The organism is Streptomyces solitudinis (assembly GCF_036323765.1).
Taxonomy (GTDB): Bacteria; Actinomycetota; Actinomycetes; order Streptomycetales; family Streptomycetaceae; genus Streptomyces.
The window spans coordinates 156132-176259 of sequence record NZ_JAZDCW010000007.1; the positions used below are offsets into that span (position 1 = coordinate 156132).

Here is a 20128-nt window from a genome sequence, read left to right on the forward strand (position 1 = left end):
GCTGGACGCCCGGAGCGCGCGGGCCGACGGTTCTGGCGTCCGACGTGCTGGGCGGACTGAGACAGTACGCTGAGCTCAGCGGGATCGGGCCCGCCCGAGGGTGTCCGGGAGGTACGTCCATGACTGCCGAGATGGCAGCTCCTGCGTGGATGCACGAGCAGATCACGGCGGAGCAGTACGACTCCTGGTCCGAGGAGCAGTGTGCGGGGATCGAGATCGTGGACGGGATGGTCGTCGTGAGTCCCAGCGCGTCCAAGCGCCACAACCGGCTCGCCCGGATCCTGGCGAATTCCCTGGAGGAAGCTGCGGGGCCTGACTGGAACGCCGACACCGGCTTCGATGTCCGTCTCCAGGACGTCCCGCTCACGAATCGGCGCCCGGATGTCGTGGTGTACCGCGCGGACACGATCGACGTCACGCCCACCCGTCCGGAGCACGTGCTGCTGGTCGTGGAGGTGGTCTCACCGGGATCGGAGACCACCGACCGGATCGTGAAGACGGACCAGTACGCCAAGTCCGGTATCGCCTTCTACTGGAGGGTCGAGCAGGCGGCGACCGGGGTCCCTCTCGTGTACACCTACGTCCTGGACCCTGCTACCAGGGCCTATCGGGACGGGGACGTGTTCACCGGTGTCATCAAGGTCTCGGCGCCCTTCGCGGTGGAGGTCGACCTCAGCAGGATCTGACCTCCTTCGAGGCCGACCCGGCTTGCGTGAGCGCTGCGCGAGCGCGTTACCGCTTTCTCTCGCCTGTGACGAACCGCGAGTCGGCGGTGTCGTGGCGCAGGTGGTTGATGTGGGTGAGGACTTCGTGGACGTGCGGGCGTAGCCGGGTTCGCAGCGCGTGGGGCCAGGTCTCGTCCGCGTAGTGGTGGGTGCGGTACAGGTCCCTGGCGTGTGCGAGGACGGGGCGGTGTTCCGGGGGGAGCCGGGCGAGGGCCCAGTCCGCCGCAGTGTCCTTGGACCGGATCTCGCCGGTGGCGACGGTGGTCCAGACGCGGGCGAGGGTCAGCAGGACGTTGCGGGTGTCGTCGGTCAGGTCGTCGAGGAGCCCGGGGACGGCCGCGAGGCTCGCCCGGACGAGGTCCGCGTGCGGTACGGGGTCGAGGAGCCGGGCGGGGGGCGGTCCGGTGAGGGGGTGGTCGCCTGCCAGGGCCGCGGTGAGGACGAGGGCCAGGTCCGGCATCGGGGCGGGTTGCGGGAGCCGGCCGGTTTGCAGGGTGTCGTGCAGCCACTCGCCGTAGAGGAAGTCACCGGTCGGAGGGAAGCGCCAGGGGCGGATCTCGGGCAGGGCGACGACGGTGAGTTCGACCGGGCGGAGCGTGGCGGTGAGGCCGGAGATGCCCAGCAGGCCCTGGAGGAGCGCCTGCCGCTCGCGGTCGTCCAGGCTGCGCCGTGTGACGGCCAGGACGTCCAGGTCGCTGGCGGGGCGGAGGCCGCCGAGTACGGCGGAGCCGTGGAGGTAGGTGCCCAGGAGGTCCGGTGCCAGGAGGTCGCGGACGAGTGCGACGGTCCGTTCGAGCTGTCCCATCGCCTCAGTGTGGGACGCCGCCGGTTCGCGGGCACGCAACTTTCCGGTGTTTCTGCCGCTCGTGGTGGTTTCCGGCGGATGGCGGTTCACCCGCCTTCACATGGCGGGTGCGCGGGGCCGGTGGGGCTTTGGGATAGAGGTTCCGAGGGTCGTTTTCCCTGCTTTGGCGGTGGTATTCCGGCTTGGCGAATGAGGTGTGGGGGCTGCATGAGGGCGGGCAGAGCGGGTACCTCGGCGCGGACAAGGCATCTGTTCGAAGGACGCCTCCTCATGGCGAAAGGTGGGAACCGGTGAGTGACTACTCGGACGTGAGTACCAGCCCGGCCCGGCAGACGGGCCAGACCGCGAAGCAGGAGACGCAGGCCACCGCCGGCCACGCGAAGGCGGCGGCCGGAACCGTGGCCGGCAGTGCCAAGGAGCAGGCCAGGGCGGTGACGGGTGACGCGCGTGAGCAGGCCCGCAACGTGGTGGGCGAGCTGCGGGAGCACGCGTCGCAGGAGGCGGATTCGCAGGTCAAGAAGACGGCCGGTCTCCTCCACCAGTACGCGGACGACCTGGCCGACATGGCGCAGAACGGGCGCTCGGAATCGCCGGTGCGGAACCTGATATCCCAGGCCGCCGACGGCGGTCACCGGGCCGCCGACACCCTGGAGCAGCGCGGACTCGGTGGCCTCGTCCAGGGGCTGGAGTCGTTCGCGCGGCGTCGGCCGGGCGCGTTCCTGTGCGGCGCGGCGCTGGCCGGGCTCGCGGCCGGGCGTCTGGCCAAGGCGGAGAAGAAGGCCCACCAGAACGGTTCGGGCGGCTCGTCGGGGGAGACGTCGTCGCAGGGACCGCCGCAGCAACAGGGCGGTTTCGACGGCGGCTCCCCGTACGACGGACCGGCGCCGGGCACGCCGCCCCTGGAAGCGCCGGGGAATCCGGCTGTACCGGGTGCTCCGGGTGCTCCGGGCACGGCGGGAACTGGCCGTCCGGAGGTGACGTGAGATGGCGTCCTCCCCTCCCTCCGCGCAGCCGGACCGCGAGGACACCTCGGTCGGCGAACTGCTGTCCGCGGTGACGTCCGACGCGCAGAAACTCTTCCGGCAGGAAGTGGAACTGGCCAAGACCGAGATCCGCCAGGAGGCGACGAAGGCCGGCAAGGCGGCCGGCATGTTCGGCGGGGCCGGGTTCGCCGGGTACATGACGGCGCTGTTCGGTTCGCTGGCGGCGGTGTTCGGCCTCGCCAACGTCATGGACTGGGCCTGGGCGGCGCTGATCATCACCGCCGTCTGGGCGGTCGTCGGTGTCGTGATGTACCTGAAGGCCCGCTCCGAGATGGAGAAGGTCAACCCCAAGCCGGAACGCACGGTCGAATCGCTCAAGGAGGATGCGGAATGGGCACGTCACCCGACGAGCTGAAGGCTCAGATCGACACCACGCGCGGGGAGCTGACCCGCGACGTCAGCCGCCTCACCGAGCACGCCAGCCCGCGCAACGTGGCGCGGCGCCGCGGTGAGCGGGTGCGGAGCAGGGTCACGGGCGTGAAGGACCGGGTCATGGGCAGCGCCTCGCACGGCGCGGGCAAGGCCCAGGGCCGGGCGCACGAGGCCGCCGACAGCGCCCGTCAGGGCGCCAGCCAGGCGGGCGACGCGGTGAAGTCCGCGCCGCAGGAGGCCGCGCGGCAGACGCAGGGGAATCCCCTGGCCGCCGGGCTCATCGCCTTCGGCGCCGGGCTGCTGACCGCGTCCCTGATGCCCGGATCCCGGGCGGAGGAGCAGGCCGCCGGGCGTCTCTCCGAGCAGGCGGGCGAGTTCGCCGCGCCGGTCGTGGAGGGGGCGAAGGAGTCGGTGGAGAGCCTCAAGGAGCACGCGACGCAGTCCGCGCAGGACGCGGCCCAGCACGTCAAGGGGTCCGCCACCGAGGCCGCCGGGACCACGGCGGACGAGGCGCGGGGGCAGGCGCAGGAGGTCAAGGGCCGGGCGCGCGAGTCCGGTCAGACCGTGGCCGACGACGCGCGCCGCCAGGGGCCCGGTTCCGGGTCCTGACCCGGGTTGACGGGTGAGCCGGCCGTCGGGGAGGGCCCGGACAGTGTTCCGGGCGCCTCCCCGTCCGGCGTTACGGGCGGCGGGCGGCGTGGAGGCTGAGGTTCAGGGCGGGGTCCTGCCAGGCGGGGTGGACGTGGCCGAGGCCGGCCGCGCGGAGCAGGGCTTCGAGGTCGGCGGTGGACGGGGGCGGGGCGCCGGTCAGGGTCTGGGCGAGCCGGGTCGTGGCGGCGCCCAGCGGCCGTCTGGGCGGGAGGGCGTCGGCCAGGACGAGCCATCCGCCGGGGAGCAGGGCCCGCGTGGCGGCGGTGATCGCCCGGCGCAGGGCGTCGGGGGTGAGGCCGGAGGTGGGGAGCCAGGCGAGGGCGAGCCGGTCGTCCGGGGTGAAGGCGTCGGGGCCGCCGGGACGGACGTCGACGGTTCCGTCGGGCCCCGGAGCGGGTGCCCCGGTTCCGTCGGGTTCCAGGGCGAGGACGGGTACGAAGGGGATGTGGCGGGCCAGTTCGGCGGCGGTGCGTCCGCCGTCGCCGGCGGCGCAGCCGACGCGGGCTCCGGGGTGGTCCAGCCGTTCCGGGAGCCCTTCGAGGCGTCCGAGCAGCGAGTTGACCAGCACGTCCGCGAGGACGGCCGCGTCACCGCCGCAGCCGGGGGCCAGTTCCCGGCGCACGGCCGGTCCGAACCGGTGCGCCGGTTCCCCGGTACGCACCGCCGGTTCCCCGGTGCGCAGGCGGGCCGCGCCGGTCAGGGCGCGGCGTATCCGGGCGGTGAAGGCGGCGGTGCGCGGGCCGCCGATGAGCACCCGTTCGAGGCCCGGGTCGGCGGTGTGGCGGCCGTCTGCGTCCACCCGGACGACGGAGGCGGCCACGAGGACGCGCAGCAGATCGCCGGTGAGGCCGGGGCCCAGGGGCAGTCCTGCGGCGGCGTCGTCGGCGGTGCGGGGTTCGAGAAGGCCGGCCAGGAGGCCGGTCTCGTGGGCGAGGGCGCAGGCCAGGAAGCGCCAGGCTGCGGTGGCCGCGTCCCCGGCGCGGCCGGTGAGGGCGTCCGGGGGTCCGGGCGGGAGGGCGGCGGGCGGCTGTCCGGAGCGGACGGCGGCCAGGAGGGCGTGGGCGCGGTCGAGGAGGGCGGTGACGTGGGCGTGCTCGTCGCCGGTGAGGGCCGTGAGCCCGGCGGCCTCCCGGACGTCGCGCACCGCGCGGAGCAGCCCGGCGGTGTCACCGTCGCCCGGCCCGTCCGCGTCGCTCACACCGTCCCCGCCCCCGTCACCCGCACCCGGACCCGGGAGGCCACCGTCACCCGGGAGGCCCCCGTCACCCGGGAGGCCCCCGTCACCCGGGAGGTCACCGCTGCCCGGCGCGGTGGCGGCGTGCAGCGCCCACCAGGAGTCCGCGAGCCGCGCGACGGCGCGTTCGGCGGCGTCCTCGCGCACCCGCTGCCCCTCCAGGCCGACGATGGCGCGCTGTCCGAGCTGGATGAGCAGCATCTCCTGGGAGCCCTGGCCTCCGATGAGGCCGAGCACGTCGCGCATGTACCGCTCCCAGGGGAAGGCGGTCATGTAGCTCTCGCCGCCCTGGAGGTTCATCAGGAGCTGCCCGACGCGCAGGGCGCTCTCGGACGCGTGGTGCTTGGCGACGGTGGCGAACTCGTCGAAGTACGGGTCGCGGCCGGTGGTGCGGGTGCCGTCCAGCGCGCGGTAGACGCTGGCGCGGGACGCCTGGAGCAGCATGCGCATCTCGCCGACGGAGCGTTCGACGTTGGCGTAGTCGAGCACGCGGCGGCCGCTGCGCCGTCGCGCGGACAGCGACTCCACGCAGGCTTCGACCATGCCGTCCATCGCGCCGAGCACGCCGCACGCGCTCATCGAGCGGCGGATGCGCGCGTAGGAGTTGAGTTCGCTCAGCGCGTCGGCGCGCCACACCAGGCGCCACCGCGGCAGCCGCACGTCGTGCAGGACGACCTGGCCCAGGCCCATGGTGCGCATGCCCATGGTCTCCATGGCGACGGGGGTGACGCCCGGGTCGTCCTTCTCGACCACGAAGGCGAGCATGTCGTTGGACGCCTCGTCGCGCAGGAAGAGGACGAACAGGTCGGCGAAGGTGGCGCCCGCGACGAAGCGCTTGGCGCCGTTGAGGACCCACGTGTCGCCGTCGAGCCGGGCGGTGGACCGGTAGTCGTAGGGGTCACGGCTCTCGTAGGCGCCCTGCACGCCGAAGCGGCGGCCCGCGGCGAGGTCGGGGACGTAGCTGTCGATCAGTTCCGGGGTGCCGCTGGAGAGGATCAGCTCGGTGATCTCGACGGTGATGTCGAGCAGCACGGCGAAGCCGGGATCGCGGGAGAGCCGGGCGATCTCCTCGACGACGACGCCCCACGCGAGCTTGTCGCGTCCGTCGCCGCCCGCCGCGGCGGGCAGGGAGAAGCGGAGCAGTCCGAGGTCGCCCGCCTGCTCGAACACCCGGTGGTCCAGCGGGCGGTTCAGGCGGTTGCGGAAGTGGGCGCCGGGGTTGGCGACGTCCAGGACGAAGCGTCCGAAGCGGCGCCGGGTCTCGCGCCGGACCTCCTCGACCTCCGTGTCGAGCGTGCGGTGCGCGGGGTGGGCGCGGTCCATGACGTCGGCGGCGTGCGTGCGGGCGGTCATGCCCCGGCCCCCGGAGCCGTGTCCTCCGCCGGCCCGGCCCCCGGAACCGCGTCCCCTGGAACCCCGCCCCCCGCCGGGCCGTGCTCCACCTCGCGGATCAGGTCGTCGAGCCGTTCGTCGCCGAGGAAGCGTTCGAGGGGGATGTTCACGCCGGTGCGCTCCTCGACCTCCACGGAGAGCTGCGCGGCCGTCAGCGAGTCGATGCCGAGTTCGCCGAGCGGCCGGTCGGCGGGAACGTCCCGCACGTCGACGCCGAGCAGTTCCCCGATGAGCGACGGCAGCCAGGTGCCGGCCGGCTGGCCGGTGACGTCGTGGTTCCCGGTGGTGATGGCGTCCTCCTAGGTTCGGGCCGGTGCGGGCCCCCGGTACTGCGGCGCGAGCCGCAGCGGCACCAGGGAGAACGCCCGGTCGTCGTCGTCAAGGTCCTCCAGGTGCCGCACGAGCCGGTCCTCGCCCTCCCGGTCGGGCCGGGCGGGAAGGCCCAGGCGCTCCACGACGCGGCGCAGCGCGACCGAGAGCCAGGCCCGGTCGGCGGCCAGGCCGCCGAGCGCGTCCCGCCGCCGCGTCCAGGTGTGCAGGCAGCAGGCGGCGGCGTGCACCAGGCAGTGCCTGCGGGCCGCGTCGTACGCCTCGGAGGTGCGGTGCGACGCGTCGGGGTGGCGGAACACCGCGCGCGTCTCGTCGCGCACGGTGAGGAGCGTGCGGAGGAGCGGGGCCAGCTCCGCGTCGTCGCGCAGCTCCTCGGCGGCGGCGTCGAGGCCGTCGGTCACCTCGTCCGCGCCGCCGTAGGTGATCGCGGGGCGCTGCTCCCGGGGCGCGGGCGACGGGGCCGGTTCGCCGAAGCCGAACAGCAGCGGCAGGGGCAGCCCGGCGCCCGTTCCGCGCCGCCGCGCACCGCTGACGAGCTGCGCGCGGACGGTGTCGAGCTGCACGAGCTGGGTGCCCTCGAAGACGGGGGTGATGGCCACGTCCCGCGCGAGCTTCTGGAACGCCCCGTCCGCGACGCCCTCGCGCAGGTAGGAGCGGGCGCTCAGCACCTCGCCGCAGGCGTTGACCGCGTCCACGCACAGGCCGGGCACCACGTACTTCGCCACCGCGGACCACAGCGGCATCCGCTGCCGGGCGACGTCCAGGGCCCGCGCGGCGGCCAGTCCGGTGCACTCCGCGACGAGCACGTCGGCGAAGGCGCGGGCGAGCAGGGTGCGCACCGGCGGCAGCGCGAGCGTCGGACGGCCGTACAGGACGCGTCCGCGCGCGTGCCGCAGGGCGATGCGCAGGGCGGTGTCGGCCGCGCCGAGACTGCCGCCGCCGACGAGGGTCCGGGTGAACTGGAGCATCCCGGAGACCATCTCCACGCCGCGTCCCGGCCGTCCGATCACGGCGTCGGCACCGGCGCGGCGCCCGGTGAGGGTGAAGCCGCTCAGGTCGTGGCCGCGCAGTCCGTGGGTGCGGATCTTCGGCAGCCGCCGCACGCCGTCGGTGCCGTCGGCGGCGAAGTCGAGCAGGAACAGTCCGAAGGACGGCTCGGAGGCGGCGAGCACGGTGGCGAACGACGAGCGCCCGCCGTTGCCGACGAGCCACTTCTCCCCGTCCAGGACGAAGCCGCCGGGGGCGGGGGCGGCGCGGGTGCCGGTGGCCAGCAGGTCGCTGCCCGCCGCCTCCTCGCTGATCCCGGCGGTGCCCCAGGCGCGGCCCAGGACGAGTTCGGCGACCCGGCGCCGCTGTGCGTCGTCGCCCCACGTCCACACCGGTGCCGCCGCGAGGAGCGTCGAGCCGAGGCCGACGGTGACGGCCAGCTCCCGGCGCGAGGCGGCGCGCACGAGGGCGAGCAGCGACTCGAACGAGGCGAGCCTGCCGCCTTCGGTGACGGGCACGATGTGCTCGTGCAGACCGGCCACCCACGCGGCCTCGTAGGCGGCGGTGGGTTCGGTCTCCCGGTCGTCGGCGCGGACGCCGCGGGCCAGGGACATGCCGGTGCCGGGGTCGAACGGGCAGCCGAGGGCGCGTTCGAACGCGGCGGCGGCGTCGAAGGCGGCGAGGGAGGGCCGGGCCGGGGCGGCGGGCGCGCCGCGGGTGCCGGTCACGCGCGCTCCACCACGACGGCGTACGGGGCCGCCGCCCCGCGCCCGCCCCCGCCGCCGGCAGCACTGCCCCCGCCCTCGTCGTCGGCGAGGTGCAGCTCGTGGACGAAGGCGATGTCCGGGCCGTGGCGGTAGGCCGTGGTGCGGACCTCCAGCAGGTCCCACAGCTGGCCCGCCCGCAGCCACGTCACGTCCACCCGGCGGACGCCGTCGGTCAGCGCGCGGCGCAGCTCGGGCGCCGTCCGGCCGTGCCGCATGACGAACTCCTCCCGGGCGCCCCCGGCGAACCCGAGCGTCTCGGCCCAGTACCACTGGTCGGCCACCTCGCAGTGGTGGCGGTGGACGCGGAACGTGGCCGTGCCGGACGCGATCCGCTCGCCGTCGCGTGCGAACGCCGCCCGCAGCGCGGGCACCGCCGAGCGGTACGGGGAGCGCTCGCGCTCGTCGTCCCGGAAGGCGGCGACGAGCGCGTCCGGCAGCACGGTGGGCGCCCCGGAGAGCGCCTGGTCGCCGGTGAGCCGCAGCGGCACGGAGGCGGCGCGGGTGCGCACCGCGACGCCCGCCGGGCCGGTGACCGTCATCTCGGCCTCCAGCTGGGACGCCCGGGGCCCGCGCACCCGGGCGCGCACCTCGACGAGCGCGTCGTCGGCGTCGGGGAACCGCAGCGGCTGCCCGTACTCCAGCTGCCACGCCCACAGCACGAGCCCCACCCGGTGTTCGGCGACGAGGGTGCGGTGGCTGCAGACGTGGTCCCGCAGCCATCTGGTCCCGGCCTGGAAGCCGAGCCGTCCGACGGCGGTGGGCTGGAGCTGCGCCGGGGTGAACAGGCTCGCGTCGAGCACGATCTCGTAGGCGGAGCTGCGCGGCACGGCGGCTACCCTCCGGAGACGGCGGTGACGATGTCCACCCGGTCGTCCTCGGTGGCCTCCCGGTCCAGCTCGTCCAGGGTGAGCTGTTCGCCGTTGAGGGCGATGAGGTGCGTGGCCCGGACGGTTCCCTCGCGGTCGAGCAGCACCTCGCTGAGGTTGGGGTAGCGCTCGGTCAGCTCCGCCAGTCCCTCGCGGACGGTGCCGCCGCCGACCTCGATCTCGTTCTCGTAGTTGGTGAACCGGAGCAGGACGCCCCTTACCTTGACGATCATCGCCAGGCCCCCTTCGTCGGTGTGGTCGTGCCCCGCACGCCTCGTGCGTCCGTCGCGCCCTCGTGCCGTGTGCGTCCGCCGTGACCCGGGCGTCCGCCGTGACCCGCGCGCCCCTCGCGTCCGTCGCGCACCGCGCGCCGGGGCTTCCCGTTCACGCCGGGGCGGCGTTCGACGGGTGGGCCTGCCAGCGGGCCAGCTCCTCCAGCTCGCCGGCGAGGTACTGCCGCCGGGCCAGCCAGCGCTGGACCTTGCCGCTCGACGTCTTGGGGACCGTCCGGGGCCGCACCAGGACGACGGTGTGCGGCGGGATGCTCAGCTCGCGCGAGACGGTCCGCCGGAGGGCGGCGATGACCTCCCGGTGCTGCTCCTCGTCGCCGGGGTCGGCCTCGTAGACGAGCACGAGCCGCTCGGCGGCCCCCGCGTCGTCCTCGACGGCGAACGCGGCGCCGCAGTTGCGGCGGATGCCGGGGACGGAGGCCTCGCAGGCCCGCTCGATGTCGGTCGGGTGGTGATTGCGCCCGTTGACGACGAGCAGGTCCTTCGTGCGTCCGGCGACGAACAGTTCGCCGTCCAGCAGGAAGCCGAGGTCGCCGGTGCGCAGGAACGGTCCTTCGCCCGCCGCCGTCGTCGCGCCGAACGTGGCGGCCGTCTCCTGCGGGCGCCGCCAGTAGCCGTCGGCGACGCCGGGGGAGTCCAGCCACACCTCCCCGACCGCGCCGTCGCCCAGCGGTTCGCGGGTGGCCGGGTCGACGACCAGCAGCCGGGTGCCGGGACCGGGTCCGCCGCAGCCCACCAGCGGCCTCGACGGCTCCCCCGGCGCGGCGGGCCGGGCCTCGCCGCGCAGTTCCAGCGCGTCGCGGGCGACCGGCACCGAGCGCCAGCCCCCCAGCGGCCTGCCGCCGGTCACGAACAGCGTCGCCTCCGCGAGCCCGTAGCACGGGTAGAACGACTCCGTCCGGAACCCGCACGGTCCGAAGCGCTCGGTGAAGCGGGTGAGCGTCTCGGCGCGGACGGGTTCGGCGCCGGTGAACGTCAGCTCCACGCCGGACAGGTCGAGCCCGGCGACGTCGGCGTCCGTGGCGCGCCGCACGCACAGGTCGTAGGCGAAGTTGGGGGCGCCGGTGATCGTCGCCCGGTGGCGGGAGACCATGCGCAGCCAGGCCAGCGGACGGCGCAGGAACGTCACCGGCGACATGAGCGTCACCGGGATGCCGGTGGCCAGCGGGGTGAGGATGCCGCCGATGAGCCCCATGTCGTGGTACGGGGGCAGCCACAGGGCGCCCGAGCTGTCGCCGTGTATGCCGAAGCCCCGGGCGATCTCCCGGGCGTTGGCGAGCAGGTGGGCGTGGGTGAGCATGACGCCGCGCGGCAGCGACGTCGAGCCGGAGGTGTACTGGAGCAGGGCGAGGGTGTCCGGGCGGACGTCCCGAACCGCGCTCCGGCCGTCGTCGGGCCCGCCGGGCCCGCCGCCGTCCCCGGCCGGGTCGGTGGTGACCACGCGCGGGGCCCGCCCGCCGCGTTCCGCCGTGAGCCAGTCCCGCAGGAGCGGCGCGAGGTCCGAGGTGGTCAGGACGGTGTCCGAGCCCGCGTCCTCGATGATGGCGGCGAGCCGGGGCAGCGTGCGGGCCAGCCGCGTGGGGTCGGGCGGGAAGGCGGGCACCGCGGGCACGCCCGCGTAGAAGCAGCCGAACAGGCCCGCGAGGTAGTCGAGGCCGGGTGCGAACAGCAGCAGCGCCGGGCCGGGACGTCCGCCGGTGCCCGCCGCGAGCCGGGCGGCGACCGTCCGTGCCCGCGCGTCCAGCTCGCCGTAGGTGCATTCCGCGGCCGACTCGTCGTCACCGGCGAACCGGTAGGCGACGGCACCGGGCGACTGCTCCGCCCTCGCCCGCAACACCTCTGCGAAGCTTCCCGCCTCGCGCCCCCGTGCAGCGCTCAACCCCCGTGCCCTCCCCCGGACTTGCCCAGGGCGTCCTGGACAGGGCGGAAGTGTCGCAGCAAGACTCGCGGCCGGTCAACGGCCGGTCCCGGGTGTGCGCGCGGCAGCCCCGGTACGGGCCTTCCACCGTTCGGGCGGGGCATTGACACTCGTGGGTAACATCCAGCATGGTGTCAGCGCCACCGAGGCCAACCGGGGGAGATGCGGCCCAACCAAGCCGCTGTCAGGGGGAGTTGTGGCACCACACCGACTCGGCACGCGGTCGGCGCCGACGCGCCGTCCCGCGCACCACGTCCGCCCGCGACCGGTCTGCGGACCGGGGGACGCCCCGGAGGGAACACCCCTCCCGGCCCCGGACTGAGCGCCCTCCCGGCACGGCGGGGACCCGGCGCGGGCCTGCCCCGGGAGTCGGGGAGCCGGGCTTCGGGAGCCGGGAGCCGGAGAGCGCAACGCTCCGCCCTCCCGCCCACCGCACCGGCACCCGGCCACCGTGACCACCACGTCACCGTCCCCGCCGCCACCTGCCCGCCGCCGGACCACCACCGGCCGGGCGGAAGCGTCCTCCGCCGGTGCACCCGCCGTCCGCCCGCCCACTCGCCGTCCGTGCCTCCGTCCCGCCCCGCCCCGTCCCGCTCCGTTCGTCCGTTCGTCCGTTCGTCCGCCAGGAAAGGACGCAGCATGGCCGACAAGACCGCCGCTCCCGACGGGAGGCCCGGTGGGAGCACCGGTGACGGGGAGCGGGCGCCCGCCGTCAAGCCGTCCGCCGGGCTCGTCGTGCTGTGCTGCCTCGGCGCCTTCATGGCGTTCCTGGACAGCACCATCGTGAACGCGGCGTTCCCCAGCATCACGGCGGAGTTCGGCGACTCGGACCTGCCCACGCTGTCCTGGGTGCTGAACGGGTACAACGTGGTGATCGCCGCGCTGCTCATGCCCGCGGGGCGGATCGCCGACCGGCTCGGCTGCCGCCGGTCCTTCGCCGTCGGCCTGACGACGTTCACCCTCGCCTCGGTGGCCTGCGGGATCGCCGGGTCGGCTGAGGTGCTGATCGGTGCCCGGCTGGTGCAGGCGGTCGGCGCCGCGATCCTCGTGCCGACCTCCCTCGCGCTGCTGATGCCGATGTTCCCGATGGCCCGGCGCCTGATCGCCATCACCATCTGGGGCGCGGCGGCGGCGGTGGCCGCCGGGATCGGGCCCGGCCTCGGCGGGCTGCTCGCCGAGCACTGGACGTGGCGCGCGGTGTTCCTGGCGAACATCCCCATCGGCGTCGTCGCCGTGTGGGCCACCCGGCACCTCACGGAGCAGCGTGAACGCGGCGGCCCGTTCCCGGACGTCGCGGGGGCGGTGCTGCTGGGCACCTCGCTCGGGCTGCTCACCCTCGGCCTGGTCAAGGCCCCGGACTGGGGCTGGGCGGACGCGGCGACGCTCGGCTGCCTGGCGGCCGGGGTGCTGCTGGCGGCGGCGGTGGCGTTCCGCAGCAACCGCCACCCGGCGCCCGTCGTGGAGCTGGACCTGCTCCGTTCGCGCAACGCCGTGGGCGGCAACGTCGGCACGATGCTGTTCTCGGTGACGTTCTACGCCGTCATCCTCAACAACATCCTGTTCCTGACGAGCCACTGGCAGTGGTCCCTGCTGGCTGCCGGGCTCGCCACCACGCCGCCTCCCATCGCCAGCGCCCTGGTGGCCCGTCCGGCGAGCCGCCTCGCGGAGCGGTTCGGCTCCCGGAAGGTCGTCATCGCGGGCTGCCTGATCTACACCGGCGGCACGCTGCTGCTGTTCTGGGGCGGCGGCCAGAGCCCGGACTTCGTCACGCACTGGCTGCCCGGGGCGACGATCATGGGCGTCGGCGCGGGGCTGGTCTGGCCGGTCCTGGGCGGGGTGGCCCTCGCCGGGGTCGCCCCCTCCCGGCTGGCCACGGCCAGCGCGGCCAACGCCGCCTTCCGCCAGCTCGGCGCCGTCCTCGGCACGGCGCTGGCGGTGTCGGTGGTGACGGCGGCCGGCGCCGACATGCTCGGCGGCGCCCGCACCACCTGGTACCTGGCGATCGGCTTCGCCCTCGCCGTGGCCGTGCTCGCGGCGCTGACCGTCCGCACCACGACCACCACAACCACCGAGGCGCCGGCGGCGGCCTGATACGCGGCCGGGGGCCCGGGACGCAACCTGAGAAGCGGCCCGGGAAGCGCGGCCCGGGAGACGAGCCGGGAGGAACGGGAGGTCACGAGCGCGTTTAGCGAATTTCCCGGGGTCCGCCGCCCCGACAATTCGGAATATGCTGGTCCGCTCTTGCCGCGGCCGTTTGCTCCGGTGTGCGTATCCGCTGGTGGGAGCCTTCCCCGTGCCGCAATTCCCGGGGTTCACGCGGCGCGTCGGCAGCGGGGTCGTCTTCAGCCAAGTGGCGTGAAATGCTTGGCCGTTGCACTCCTGGCTTATATGATTGTGAGCATGACGACGCCTGGGGTGGATTCCTACATCCGGCAGAAATTCGCCGAGCATGCAGGTCTTACGGACGAGGAACTGTTCTCCGACGACGTGACACTGGCCGCGGTGATCAGCCGCAGCCCGAAAATGACCAACAGCATCGATCTCATGGAGGCGTTCGCCCGCACGGCCAACGCCCTCCGCAAGGACTACGGCGTCCGCGTGCGCCTTCCGGCGCTGCCGCTCGACACGCCGACGTCGACGGTCCTGAAGACGTTCCTGGAGGAATTCGAGCGCCAGAAGAAGGAGGCCGCCACGTGAGCATCGCCCAGACCGACAGCACCACGCGTCCGGCTGTCCCCGCCGGGCAGCCCGCCATCATCACCGACCTCTACGACGCGCTGACCCGGCGGAACATGTCCCTGGTGGACGTGACCTGGGAGCAGCACCGGCTGCACGAGTCGCGGCGGTGGAGCGTCGTGGAGATGCTCGGCGCCGTCGACGTGGACCGCCTCACGCCGCTGGACCGCAGCCTCGTGTGGAACGCCGGCCGGGCCGAGCTGACCACCAAGCCGGGCGCGGACCGGCTGGAGCGCCAGGCCGAGGCCGAGGTCAAGCGCTGGCAGGCGAAGAACCCGACGGTCGCCGCGATCATGGAGGCGTGCGGTACCTGGAGCCGCTACTGGAACGAGGAGGAGGCGCACCACGAGACGGTCTTCAACCGTCTGGCGGACGTCAGCGGCATGGAGCCGGTCGACGACGCGACCTTCATCCAGTTCCGCCAGGTCTTCCCCGACGACGACATGCTCCGCACCCTGGTGCTGCTGGCGATCTCCGAGATCACGGCCGCGGTGAACTACGGGCAGTGCCAGCACGTCATCGAGGACGACGGGCTGCGCCGCATCTTCAAGCAGGTCGCCGCCGACGAGATCCAGCACCGCAACTACTTCGTCTCCTTCGCCAAGGCCCTCGTGGACAGCGGCGAGTACCCGGCCAAGGACGCGTTCGCGGTGGCGCACCTCTTCCTCCGCGAGGACGGGGAGCTGCTGGGCAGCGCCCGGGAGCAGCGCGAGGACCGGGGCACCCACGTCAACTGGTGGGACCACCTCGACACGGGGGACAACGACTTCCGCCCCGAGGCGCTGGAGAAGAAGGAGCAGCTCATCTGCGGCGCGCTCAAGAAGATCACCGGGATCGAGGTGCGGTCCCGCGACGAGGTCGAGGACACGTGGATGGATCTCGTCGGGAGCTGATCGGCCTGGGGCACGACCTCCAGGCGGTCAGCGAACTGGAGGCCACCGTGGCCCTGCGCGAACCCGGGGTCTTCTTCACACCGGCGGAGCTGCGCCACTTCGCGGCGGCGGCCACGCCGCTGGAGAGCATGGCGGGCGGCTTCGCGGCCAAGGAGGCCCTGTTCAAGGCGCTTCCGACGGCCTCCGGGACCTGGTTCTGGACGGACGCCGAGCTGGTCCACGACCGGCGGGGCGCCCCCGGGTTCGCCGCCCACGGCGCGCTGGCGGAGCACCTGGCCCGCCGGCGGCTGCGGGTGCGCGTCTCCATCTCGCACAGCGGCGGGTTCGTATCGTCCGTGGTCGTCGTCACCGGCGCCCGGGCACTGACAGGTTTCTCCGGCACGATCCATGGAGCGGTGCGAGGTGTTCTTCAGCGAATCACGGCTCGTGCTTCCGGTGCGTCCCAACGACCTGGACGCACTCGGGCACGTGAACAACGCGGTCGCGCTTGAGTACCTGGAGGCCGGCCGGTGGGACTGGCTCGGCCGCCAGGGGCTCGCGCACGGGGACCGCATGATCGCGGTGGTCGCCCGCACGGAGATCGACTACCGGGCGGAGATCCCGCGCGGCCGGGTGGAGGTCCGCACCGTCCTCGACTCGCCGACGGCCGAGGAGTACGACGAGGACGGCCTCACCTACCGGGCGCGGTTCCGCCAGCGCATCCACCTCCCCGGTCCGGACGGGCCCGGGGTGCCGCCGGACGGGCGCGGTACGGCTGAGGACGCGCCCGCGGCTGAGGACGCGCCCGCGGTGGACGCCCTCGTCACGGTGGCGTTCCTGGACGCCCGGCAGCGCTGCCTCGTCTCGATGCAGGACTTCGTCTCGGCCGCCACCACGCAGGACACGACGCAGGAGGGGGAGACGCGCGGTGCTTGAGTACGTGCAGCGCAACCAGGAGAGCCCGCCCGGCCGGGGCCTGTACCTGTACGAGAAGTTCACCGACCCGCCCGGGTTCACCGCCTACCGCGAGTTCCCCGAGCGCGTCGCCGGGTACGCGGACGCCTTCCGGGAGCAGGGGGTCGGGCCGGGCACGCGGGTGCTGTTCCCCTTCGAGACGTCCACGCCGGTGATCTTCTCCTTCCTGGCCCTGCTGGAGATCGGCGCCGTCCCGCTGTCCGTCAAGCCGCTGGTGATGAACACGCCGAGGGAGCCCTACCAGGACTTCCTGGCCCGGGTCGCGCGGGACTTCGGCGCGGCCCGGGTGCTGCGGGTGCCCAGCCTCGCCACCGTGGACGTGCCCGTCGACGCCCTGCCCCTGCCCCCGGCGGACGCCCGCAGGCCGGGCGCGAGGCTGCGGACGCCGGGGGACGACGAGCTGGCGTTCGTGCAGTTCTCCTCTGGCTCGACGTCCTTCCCCAAGGGCGTGCCCGTCCGGCACGGCCGGCTCCGTGCGAACCTGACGATGATCACCCGCACCGACGGCCGCACGCCCGAGGAGAGGGTGAGCAGCTGGCTGCCGCTCTACCACGACATGGGCCTGGTCGGCGGCATGCTCTCGTGCTTCGCGGTGGGCTGCGACCTGCTGCTCGCCGAGCCGGTGACGTTCCTGTTCGACGCCCGCGGCTGGTGGGAGCACATGGCCCGGGAGCGCACCATGGGCACGGTGATCCCCAACTTCGCCGTCGACTACTCCCTCAAGCTGATGCAGGACCTCGACGCGGAGGAGCTGGCCGCGATCGACCTGTCGGGGACGCGGGCGATCTACCTCGGCAGCGAGCCCATCAACCTGCCCAACCTGCGCGCCTTCTCGGAGCTGATGGCACCGGCCGGGCTGCGGAGCGACGTGTTCATGCCCTGCTACGGCATGGCCGAGGCCGTGCTGCTGGTGTCCAGCCGCCCGGTGGCCAGCGAGGTCCGGGTCGTCACCTCGCCCTCGGGCGTGCCGACGATCTCGGTGGGCCGCCCCATGCCGGAGTTCACCGTGCGGCTGCGCGACGAGGACGGGCGGGTGTGCGGGGACGGCGAGCTGGGCGAGATCGAGCTGGCCGGGGGCAGCCTGGCCGACTCCTACTTCGACGCCGGGAGCCCGCTGCCCGGGGACGGCGGCTTCTACGCCACCGGCGACATCGGCTTCACCGACGGGGGCGAGCTGTTCGTCACGGGCCGCATCAGCGACCGGATCAAGGTGGGCGGCCAGAGCTACTTCGCCGCTGACTTCGAACAGGCCCTGGAGCGGCTTCCGTTCGTGCGCGAGGGCCGGACCGCCGTCGTGCAGGCCGACAGCCGGATCGTCGTCCTGGCCGAGGTGGACCGCCCGGCGCGCGAGGACGTCGAGGGCAGCCGGGCACGGATCGTGGAGCACCTGGTGGGAGCGGTCGGCGTGACGGTCCGCACCGAGGACGTGCACTACCTGCGCCCCGGGCAGCTCCCCCGCACCAGCAGCGGGAAGCTGCAACGCCGCGCGATCGTGCGGTCCTACCAGCAGGGGGAACTAGAGGGGCTGACCCTCGATCCGCCCGCGCGCGCGGGCACGGACACCACAACCCGATAGGAGCCACGCATGCCGAAGCTGGAACGGGACGGCGACGTCTTCGTCCTGCACCTCGACGCCGACAACGAGAACCGGTTCCACCCGGACTGGCTCGCCGCGGTGGAGGCCGCGCTCGACGAGGTGGAGGGCACGGAGGGACCGCGGGCGCTGGTCACGGCGGGCAGCGGCAAGTTCTGGTCCAACGGCCTCGACCTGGACTGGATGGGCGCCAACAGCGACCAGGCCGTGGCCTACCTCGACCGGGTCCACGCGCTGCTCGCCCGCACCCTGGCCTCGCCGGTGGCCACGGTCGCCGCCCTGAACGGGCACACGTTCGCGGCCGGGGCCATGTGGGCGCTGGCCCACGACCTGCGGGTGATGCGCGCGGACCGCGGCTACTTCTGCCTGCCGGAGGTCGATCTCGGCCTGCCGTTCCAGCGGGGCATGTCGGACCTGATCCGGGCGCGCCTGTCCCCGGCGACCGCTCACGAGGCCATGACCACCGGCCGCCGCTACGGCGGCGAGCAGGCCCTGGCCGCCGGGATCGTGGCGGGCACCGCGGGCGCCGACGAGGTGCTGGCCGCCGCCGTGGAGCTGGCGGGCCCGCTCGCGGGCAAGGGCAACCCGGCCCGCGGCCAGATCAAGGAGATGCTCTACTCCGAGGTCCTCGCCTCCCTGCGCACCCCCGTGCAGGGCTGACGCCCGCCCGCCGCCCGTCCCGCCCGCTGCCCCGCTGCCCCGCCGCCCGCCGCCCCGTGGCGCGGGGCGGGGCGGGCGGCCGGTGGCACGGCCGTCGGGAAGCGGGTGGCAGCGGCGGGTGTCACGCTGAAGCCAGCAGGTCTTCGGAGGACGCTCGCGAAGGGGCTTCACCATGATCACCACTGACGCCGTACCCGGTTCGCCCTGCTGGCTCGACCTCGGGGCGCCCGACCCGGACACCGCCGCGGCCTTCTACGGCGCGGTGTTCGGCTGGGAGTTCCGCCCGATGGCCGAGGGCGGTGACGGGGGGTACGGGGAGTTCCGGCTGGACGGCGGGGCCGTCGGGGGGATGGGCCGCCTGACGGAGCCGGGAGCGCGCTCGGCCTGGACGCTCTACTACAGCGTGCCCGGCGTCGAGAAGACGGTGGCCGACGCCGAGCGGCTGGGCGGCACCGTGCGGGTGCCGCCGGCGGAGATGGCCGGGGCGGGCCGGATGGCCCAGCTCACCGACCCCCAGGGCGGCGAGTTCGCCGTCTGGGAGCCGGGCACCTTCACCGGCGTCGAGGTGGCCGACGTGCCGGGCTCCCTGTGCTGGACCGAGCTGTACACGACGAACGCGGTGGACGCGCGGGCCTTCTACGGCGCCCTCTTCGGCTGGACGAGCACCGACATGGCGATGCCCGGCGGCGGCGTCTACTCGATGGTGACGCCGTCCGGGCAGGGCGACGAGCGGATGTTCGGCGGGATCATGGAGCTGCCGTCCGAGTACCTGGCGCTGGCCGGGGGCAGGCCGTACTGGCACCCGGTCTTCGCGGTGACCGACTGCGACGCGGCGGTCGCCAGGGTCACGGGGAACGGCGGCAGCGTGCAGATGGGGCCCGAGGACGCGGAGGGCGTCGGGCGGCTCGCCGTGTGCGTGGACCAGGCCGGTGCGGACTTCGTCGTCCTCACCCCGGCCGGGCAGGGCTGAGGCGGCTGCCGGGCGCGTTCCGCCGGGGCTGGTGGTTTCGCCTGTTCCCAGCACGCCCCGCACCCGTGAGGATGGCGGGCATGCGGATGAGTACGGCGGGGATGACGACGTTCACGGCCTCCGACGGGGTGGAGATCGCCTACCGGCTGTGGGGGTGGGAACGGCGCTCGGCCCTGCCCGCCGTCGTGCTGCACCACGGATACGCCGCGGACTCGCGGATCAACTGGGTGGACCCGGGCATCGTCGAGGCGCTGACCGCCGCCGGGCGCCGCGTGGTGACGCTCGACGCGCGCGGGCACGGCGCCTCGGGCAAGCCGCACGACCCGGCCCGCTACGGCGAGGGGCGCATGGCAGAGGACGTCGTGGCCCTCGTCGACCTGCTGGGCGAGGAGCGCTACGACCTCGCCGGGTACTCGATGGGCGCCATCGTCGCGCTGCTGACGGCGGCCCGGGACGGGCGGGTGCGCCGCCTGGTCGTGGCCGGGGTGGGTGCGGGCGTCGTGGAACGGGGCGGCGTGGACACCCGGGCGACCGGCGGCCGGGAGCTGCTGCACGCGCTGGAGACGGACGACCCGTCGTCGGTCACCAACGAGGACGCCGCGGCCTTCCGCGCCTTCGCCGACGCCACCGGCGCCGACCGCGAGGCGCTGGTCGCGCAGGCGCGGGCCGTCCACACCGGCGGCGTGCCGTTCGCGGACGTCCGGGCGGCGGCGCTCGTCATGGCGGGCGAGGAGGACCGGCTCGCCGTCCGGCCCGGGGTGCTGGCGGACGCGTTGCCGCAGGCGGTGCTGCGCACGGTCCCCGGGGACCACCTCAGCGCGGTGGTGCACCCGGACTTCACCCGGGAGCTGGTCGCCTTCGTCGGCGCCCCGTAGCCGTCACCGGGCGGGGGCGCGGACACCGGGTGCCGGGCGGGCGCGGGTGCCCGGCTCCGGGCGCCG

The 20128-nt window shown here is 74.4% G+C and carries 20 protein-coding genes; 13 read left to right on the forward strand and 7 right to left on the reverse strand.

Annotated features, from left to right (window positions below; translation table 11 throughout):
• The first annotated feature begins 119 nt into the window (after nt 1-119).
• A complete protein-coding gene (locus V1J52_RS19295; protein ID WP_330141258.1) occupies nt 120-686 on the forward strand; it encodes a Uma2 family endonuclease in 567 nt (188 codons plus the stop codon).
• 46 nt (nt 687-732) lie between these two features.
• Here V1J52_RS19295 and V1J52_RS19300 read toward each other — a convergent pair whose 3' ends face one another.
• Nucleotides 733-1530: an aminoglycoside adenylyltransferase family protein gene (locus V1J52_RS19300; RefSeq protein WP_330141135.1), complete on the reverse strand. Its 798-nt coding sequence runs from the start codon at nt 1528-1530 to the stop codon at nt 733-735.
• Nucleotides 1531-1820: 290 nt separating this feature from the next.
• Here V1J52_RS19300 and V1J52_RS19305 point away from each other — a divergent pair, with 290 nt between their 5' ends.
• The 3 genes from V1J52_RS19305 to V1J52_RS19315 are packed head-to-tail and all read left to right on the forward strand — an operon-like array spanning nt 1821 to nt 3554.
• Nucleotides 1821-2513, forward strand: coding sequence for a hypothetical protein (locus tag V1J52_RS19305; protein ID WP_330141136.1), 693 nt, complete (start codon nt 1821-1823; stop codon nt 2511-2513).
• Between the two features lies 1 nt (nt 2514).
• Nucleotides 2515-2928: a phage holin family protein gene (locus V1J52_RS19310; protein WP_330141137.1), complete on the forward strand. Its 414-nt coding sequence runs from the start codon at nt 2515-2517 to the stop codon at nt 2926-2928.
• A complete protein-coding gene (locus V1J52_RS19315) occupies nt 2904-3554 on the forward strand; it encodes a DUF3618 domain-containing protein (RefSeq protein ID WP_330141138.1) in 651 nt (216 codons plus the stop codon). The genes V1J52_RS19310 and V1J52_RS19315 overlap by 25 nt, the downstream gene beginning before the upstream one ends.
• Before the next feature lie 70 nt (nt 3555-3624).
• Here V1J52_RS19315 and V1J52_RS19320 read toward each other — a convergent pair whose 3' ends face one another.
• The 6 genes from V1J52_RS19320 to V1J52_RS19345 all read right to left on the reverse strand — a co-directional run bounded on the left by V1J52_RS19320 (nt 3625) and on the right by V1J52_RS19345 (nt 11341).
• Nucleotides 3625-6183 (reverse strand): acyl-CoA dehydrogenase family protein, encoded by a 2559-nt coding sequence (locus V1J52_RS19320; RefSeq protein ID WP_330141139.1) that lies wholly within the window; start codon nt 6181-6183, stop codon nt 3625-3627.
• On the reverse strand, nt 6180-6512 hold the full coding sequence (locus V1J52_RS19325) for an acyl carrier protein (protein WP_330141259.1): 333 nt from the start codon (nt 6510-6512) through the stop codon (nt 6180-6182). The genes V1J52_RS19320 and V1J52_RS19325 overlap by 4 nt, the downstream gene beginning before the upstream one ends.
• Before the next feature lie 9 nt (nt 6513-6521).
• The gene (locus V1J52_RS19330) at nt 6522-8267 is read right to left on the reverse strand and encodes an acyl-CoA dehydrogenase family protein (RefSeq protein WP_330141140.1); all 1746 of its coding nucleotides are present in this window, start codon (nt 8265-8267) and stop codon (nt 6522-6524) included.
• Nucleotides 8264-9133 (reverse strand): acyl-CoA thioesterase, encoded by an 870-nt coding sequence (locus V1J52_RS19335; RefSeq protein ID WP_330141141.1) that lies wholly within the window; start codon nt 9131-9133, stop codon nt 8264-8266. Before V1J52_RS19335 ends, V1J52_RS19330 begins: the two co-directional genes overlap by 4 nt.
• 5 nt (nt 9134-9138) lie before the next feature.
• On the reverse strand, nt 9139-9405 hold the full coding sequence (locus V1J52_RS19340; protein ID WP_330141142.1) for a MoaD/ThiS family protein: 267 nt from the start codon (nt 9403-9405) through the stop codon (nt 9139-9141).
• Nucleotides 9406-9556: 151 nt separating this feature from the next.
• Nucleotides 9557-11341 (reverse strand): fatty acyl-AMP ligase, encoded by a 1785-nt coding sequence (locus V1J52_RS19345; protein WP_330141143.1) that lies wholly within the window; start codon nt 11339-11341, stop codon nt 9557-9559.
• 678 nt (nt 11342-12019) lie between these two features.
• Here V1J52_RS19345 and V1J52_RS19350 point away from each other — a divergent pair.
• From V1J52_RS19350 to V1J52_RS19390, 9 genes are all read left to right on the forward strand, one after another.
• Nucleotides 12020-13471, forward strand: a complete 1452-nt coding sequence (locus tag V1J52_RS19350; protein WP_330141144.1) for an MFS transporter — start codon at nt 12020-12022, stop codon at nt 13469-13471.
• 309 nt (nt 13472-13780) lie between these two features.
• Nucleotides 13781-14077 carry a hypothetical protein gene (locus V1J52_RS19355; protein ID WP_330141145.1) on the forward strand — a complete coding sequence of 99 codons (297 nt, stop codon included), beginning with the start codon at nt 13781-13783 and terminating at the stop codon, nt 14075-14077.
• Nucleotides 14074-15009, forward strand: a complete 936-nt coding sequence (locus V1J52_RS19360) for an acyl-ACP desaturase (protein ID WP_330141146.1) — start codon at nt 14074-14076, stop codon at nt 15007-15009. The genes V1J52_RS19355 and V1J52_RS19360 overlap by 4 nt, the downstream gene beginning before the upstream one ends.
• Nucleotides 14985-15500: a holo-ACP synthase gene (locus V1J52_RS19365; protein WP_330141147.1), complete on the forward strand. Its 516-nt coding sequence runs from the start codon at nt 14985-14987 to the stop codon at nt 15498-15500. Before V1J52_RS19360 ends, V1J52_RS19365 begins: the two co-directional genes overlap by 25 nt.
• Complete coding sequence (locus V1J52_RS19370; protein WP_330141148.1) at nt 15478-15924, forward strand: thioesterase family protein; 447 nt, start codon at nt 15478-15480, stop codon at nt 15922-15924. Before V1J52_RS19365 ends, V1J52_RS19370 begins: the two co-directional genes overlap by 23 nt.
• Nucleotides 15917-17539: an AMP-binding protein gene (locus V1J52_RS19375; protein ID WP_330141149.1), complete on the forward strand. Its 1623-nt coding sequence runs from the start codon at nt 15917-15919 to the stop codon at nt 17537-17539. Before V1J52_RS19370 ends, V1J52_RS19375 begins: the two co-directional genes overlap by 8 nt.
• A 9-nt stretch (nt 17540-17548) precedes the next feature.
• A complete protein-coding gene (locus V1J52_RS19380) occupies nt 17549-18217 on the forward strand; it encodes an enoyl-CoA hydratase-related protein (RefSeq protein ID WP_330141150.1) in 669 nt (222 codons plus the stop codon).
• 172 nt (nt 18218-18389) lie between these two features.
• Complete coding sequence (locus V1J52_RS19385) at nt 18390-19187, forward strand: VOC family protein (protein WP_330141151.1); 798 nt, start codon at nt 18390-18392, stop codon at nt 19185-19187.
• A gap of 101 nt (nt 19188-19288) precedes the next feature.
• Nucleotides 19289-20062, forward strand: coding sequence for an alpha/beta fold hydrolase (locus V1J52_RS19390; RefSeq protein WP_330141152.1), 774 nt, complete (start codon nt 19289-19291; stop codon nt 20060-20062).
• The last annotated feature ends 66 nt before the right edge of the window (nt 20063-20128 follow it).

Excerpts from the sequence above, each read along its gene's own strand:
- V1J52_RS19295 (WP_330141258.1), top strand. The coding sequence starts at position 120 with ATGACTGCCGAGATGGCAGCTCCTGCGTGGATGCACGAGCAGATCACG.
- V1J52_RS19300 (WP_330141135.1), bottom strand. The coding sequence starts at position 1,530 with ATGGGACAGCTCGAACGGACCGTCGCACTCGTCCGCGACCTCCTGGCA.
- V1J52_RS19310 (WP_330141137.1), top strand. The coding sequence starts at position 2,515 with ATGGCGTCCTCCCCTCCCTCCGCGCAGCCGGACCGCGAGGACACCTCG.
- V1J52_RS19315 (WP_330141138.1), top strand. The coding sequence starts at position 2,904 with ATGGGCACGTCACCCGACGAGCTGAAGGCTCAGATCGACACCACGCGC.
- V1J52_RS19320 (WP_330141139.1), bottom strand. The coding sequence starts at position 6,183 with ATGACCGCCCGCACGCACGCCGCCGACGTCATGGACCGCGCCCACCCC.
- V1J52_RS19340 (WP_330141142.1), bottom strand. The coding sequence starts at position 9,405 with ATGATCGTCAAGGTAAGGGGCGTCCTGCTCCGGTTCACCAACTACGAG.
- V1J52_RS19350 (WP_330141144.1), top strand. The coding sequence starts at position 12,020 with ATGGCCGACAAGACCGCCGCTCCCGACGGGAGGCCCGGTGGGAGCACC.
- V1J52_RS19355 (WP_330141145.1), top strand. The coding sequence starts at position 13,781 with ATGACGACGCCTGGGGTGGATTCCTACATCCGGCAGAAATTCGCCGAG.
- V1J52_RS19380 (WP_330141150.1), top strand. The coding sequence starts at position 17,549 with ATGCCGAAGCTGGAACGGGACGGCGACGTCTTCGTCCTGCACCTCGAC.
- V1J52_RS19385 (WP_330141151.1), top strand. The coding sequence starts at position 18,390 with ATGATCACCACTGACGCCGTACCCGGTTCGCCCTGCTGGCTCGACCTC.
- V1J52_RS19390 (WP_330141152.1), top strand. The coding sequence starts at position 19,289 with ATGACGACGTTCACGGCCTCCGACGGGGTGGAGATCGCCTACCGGCTG.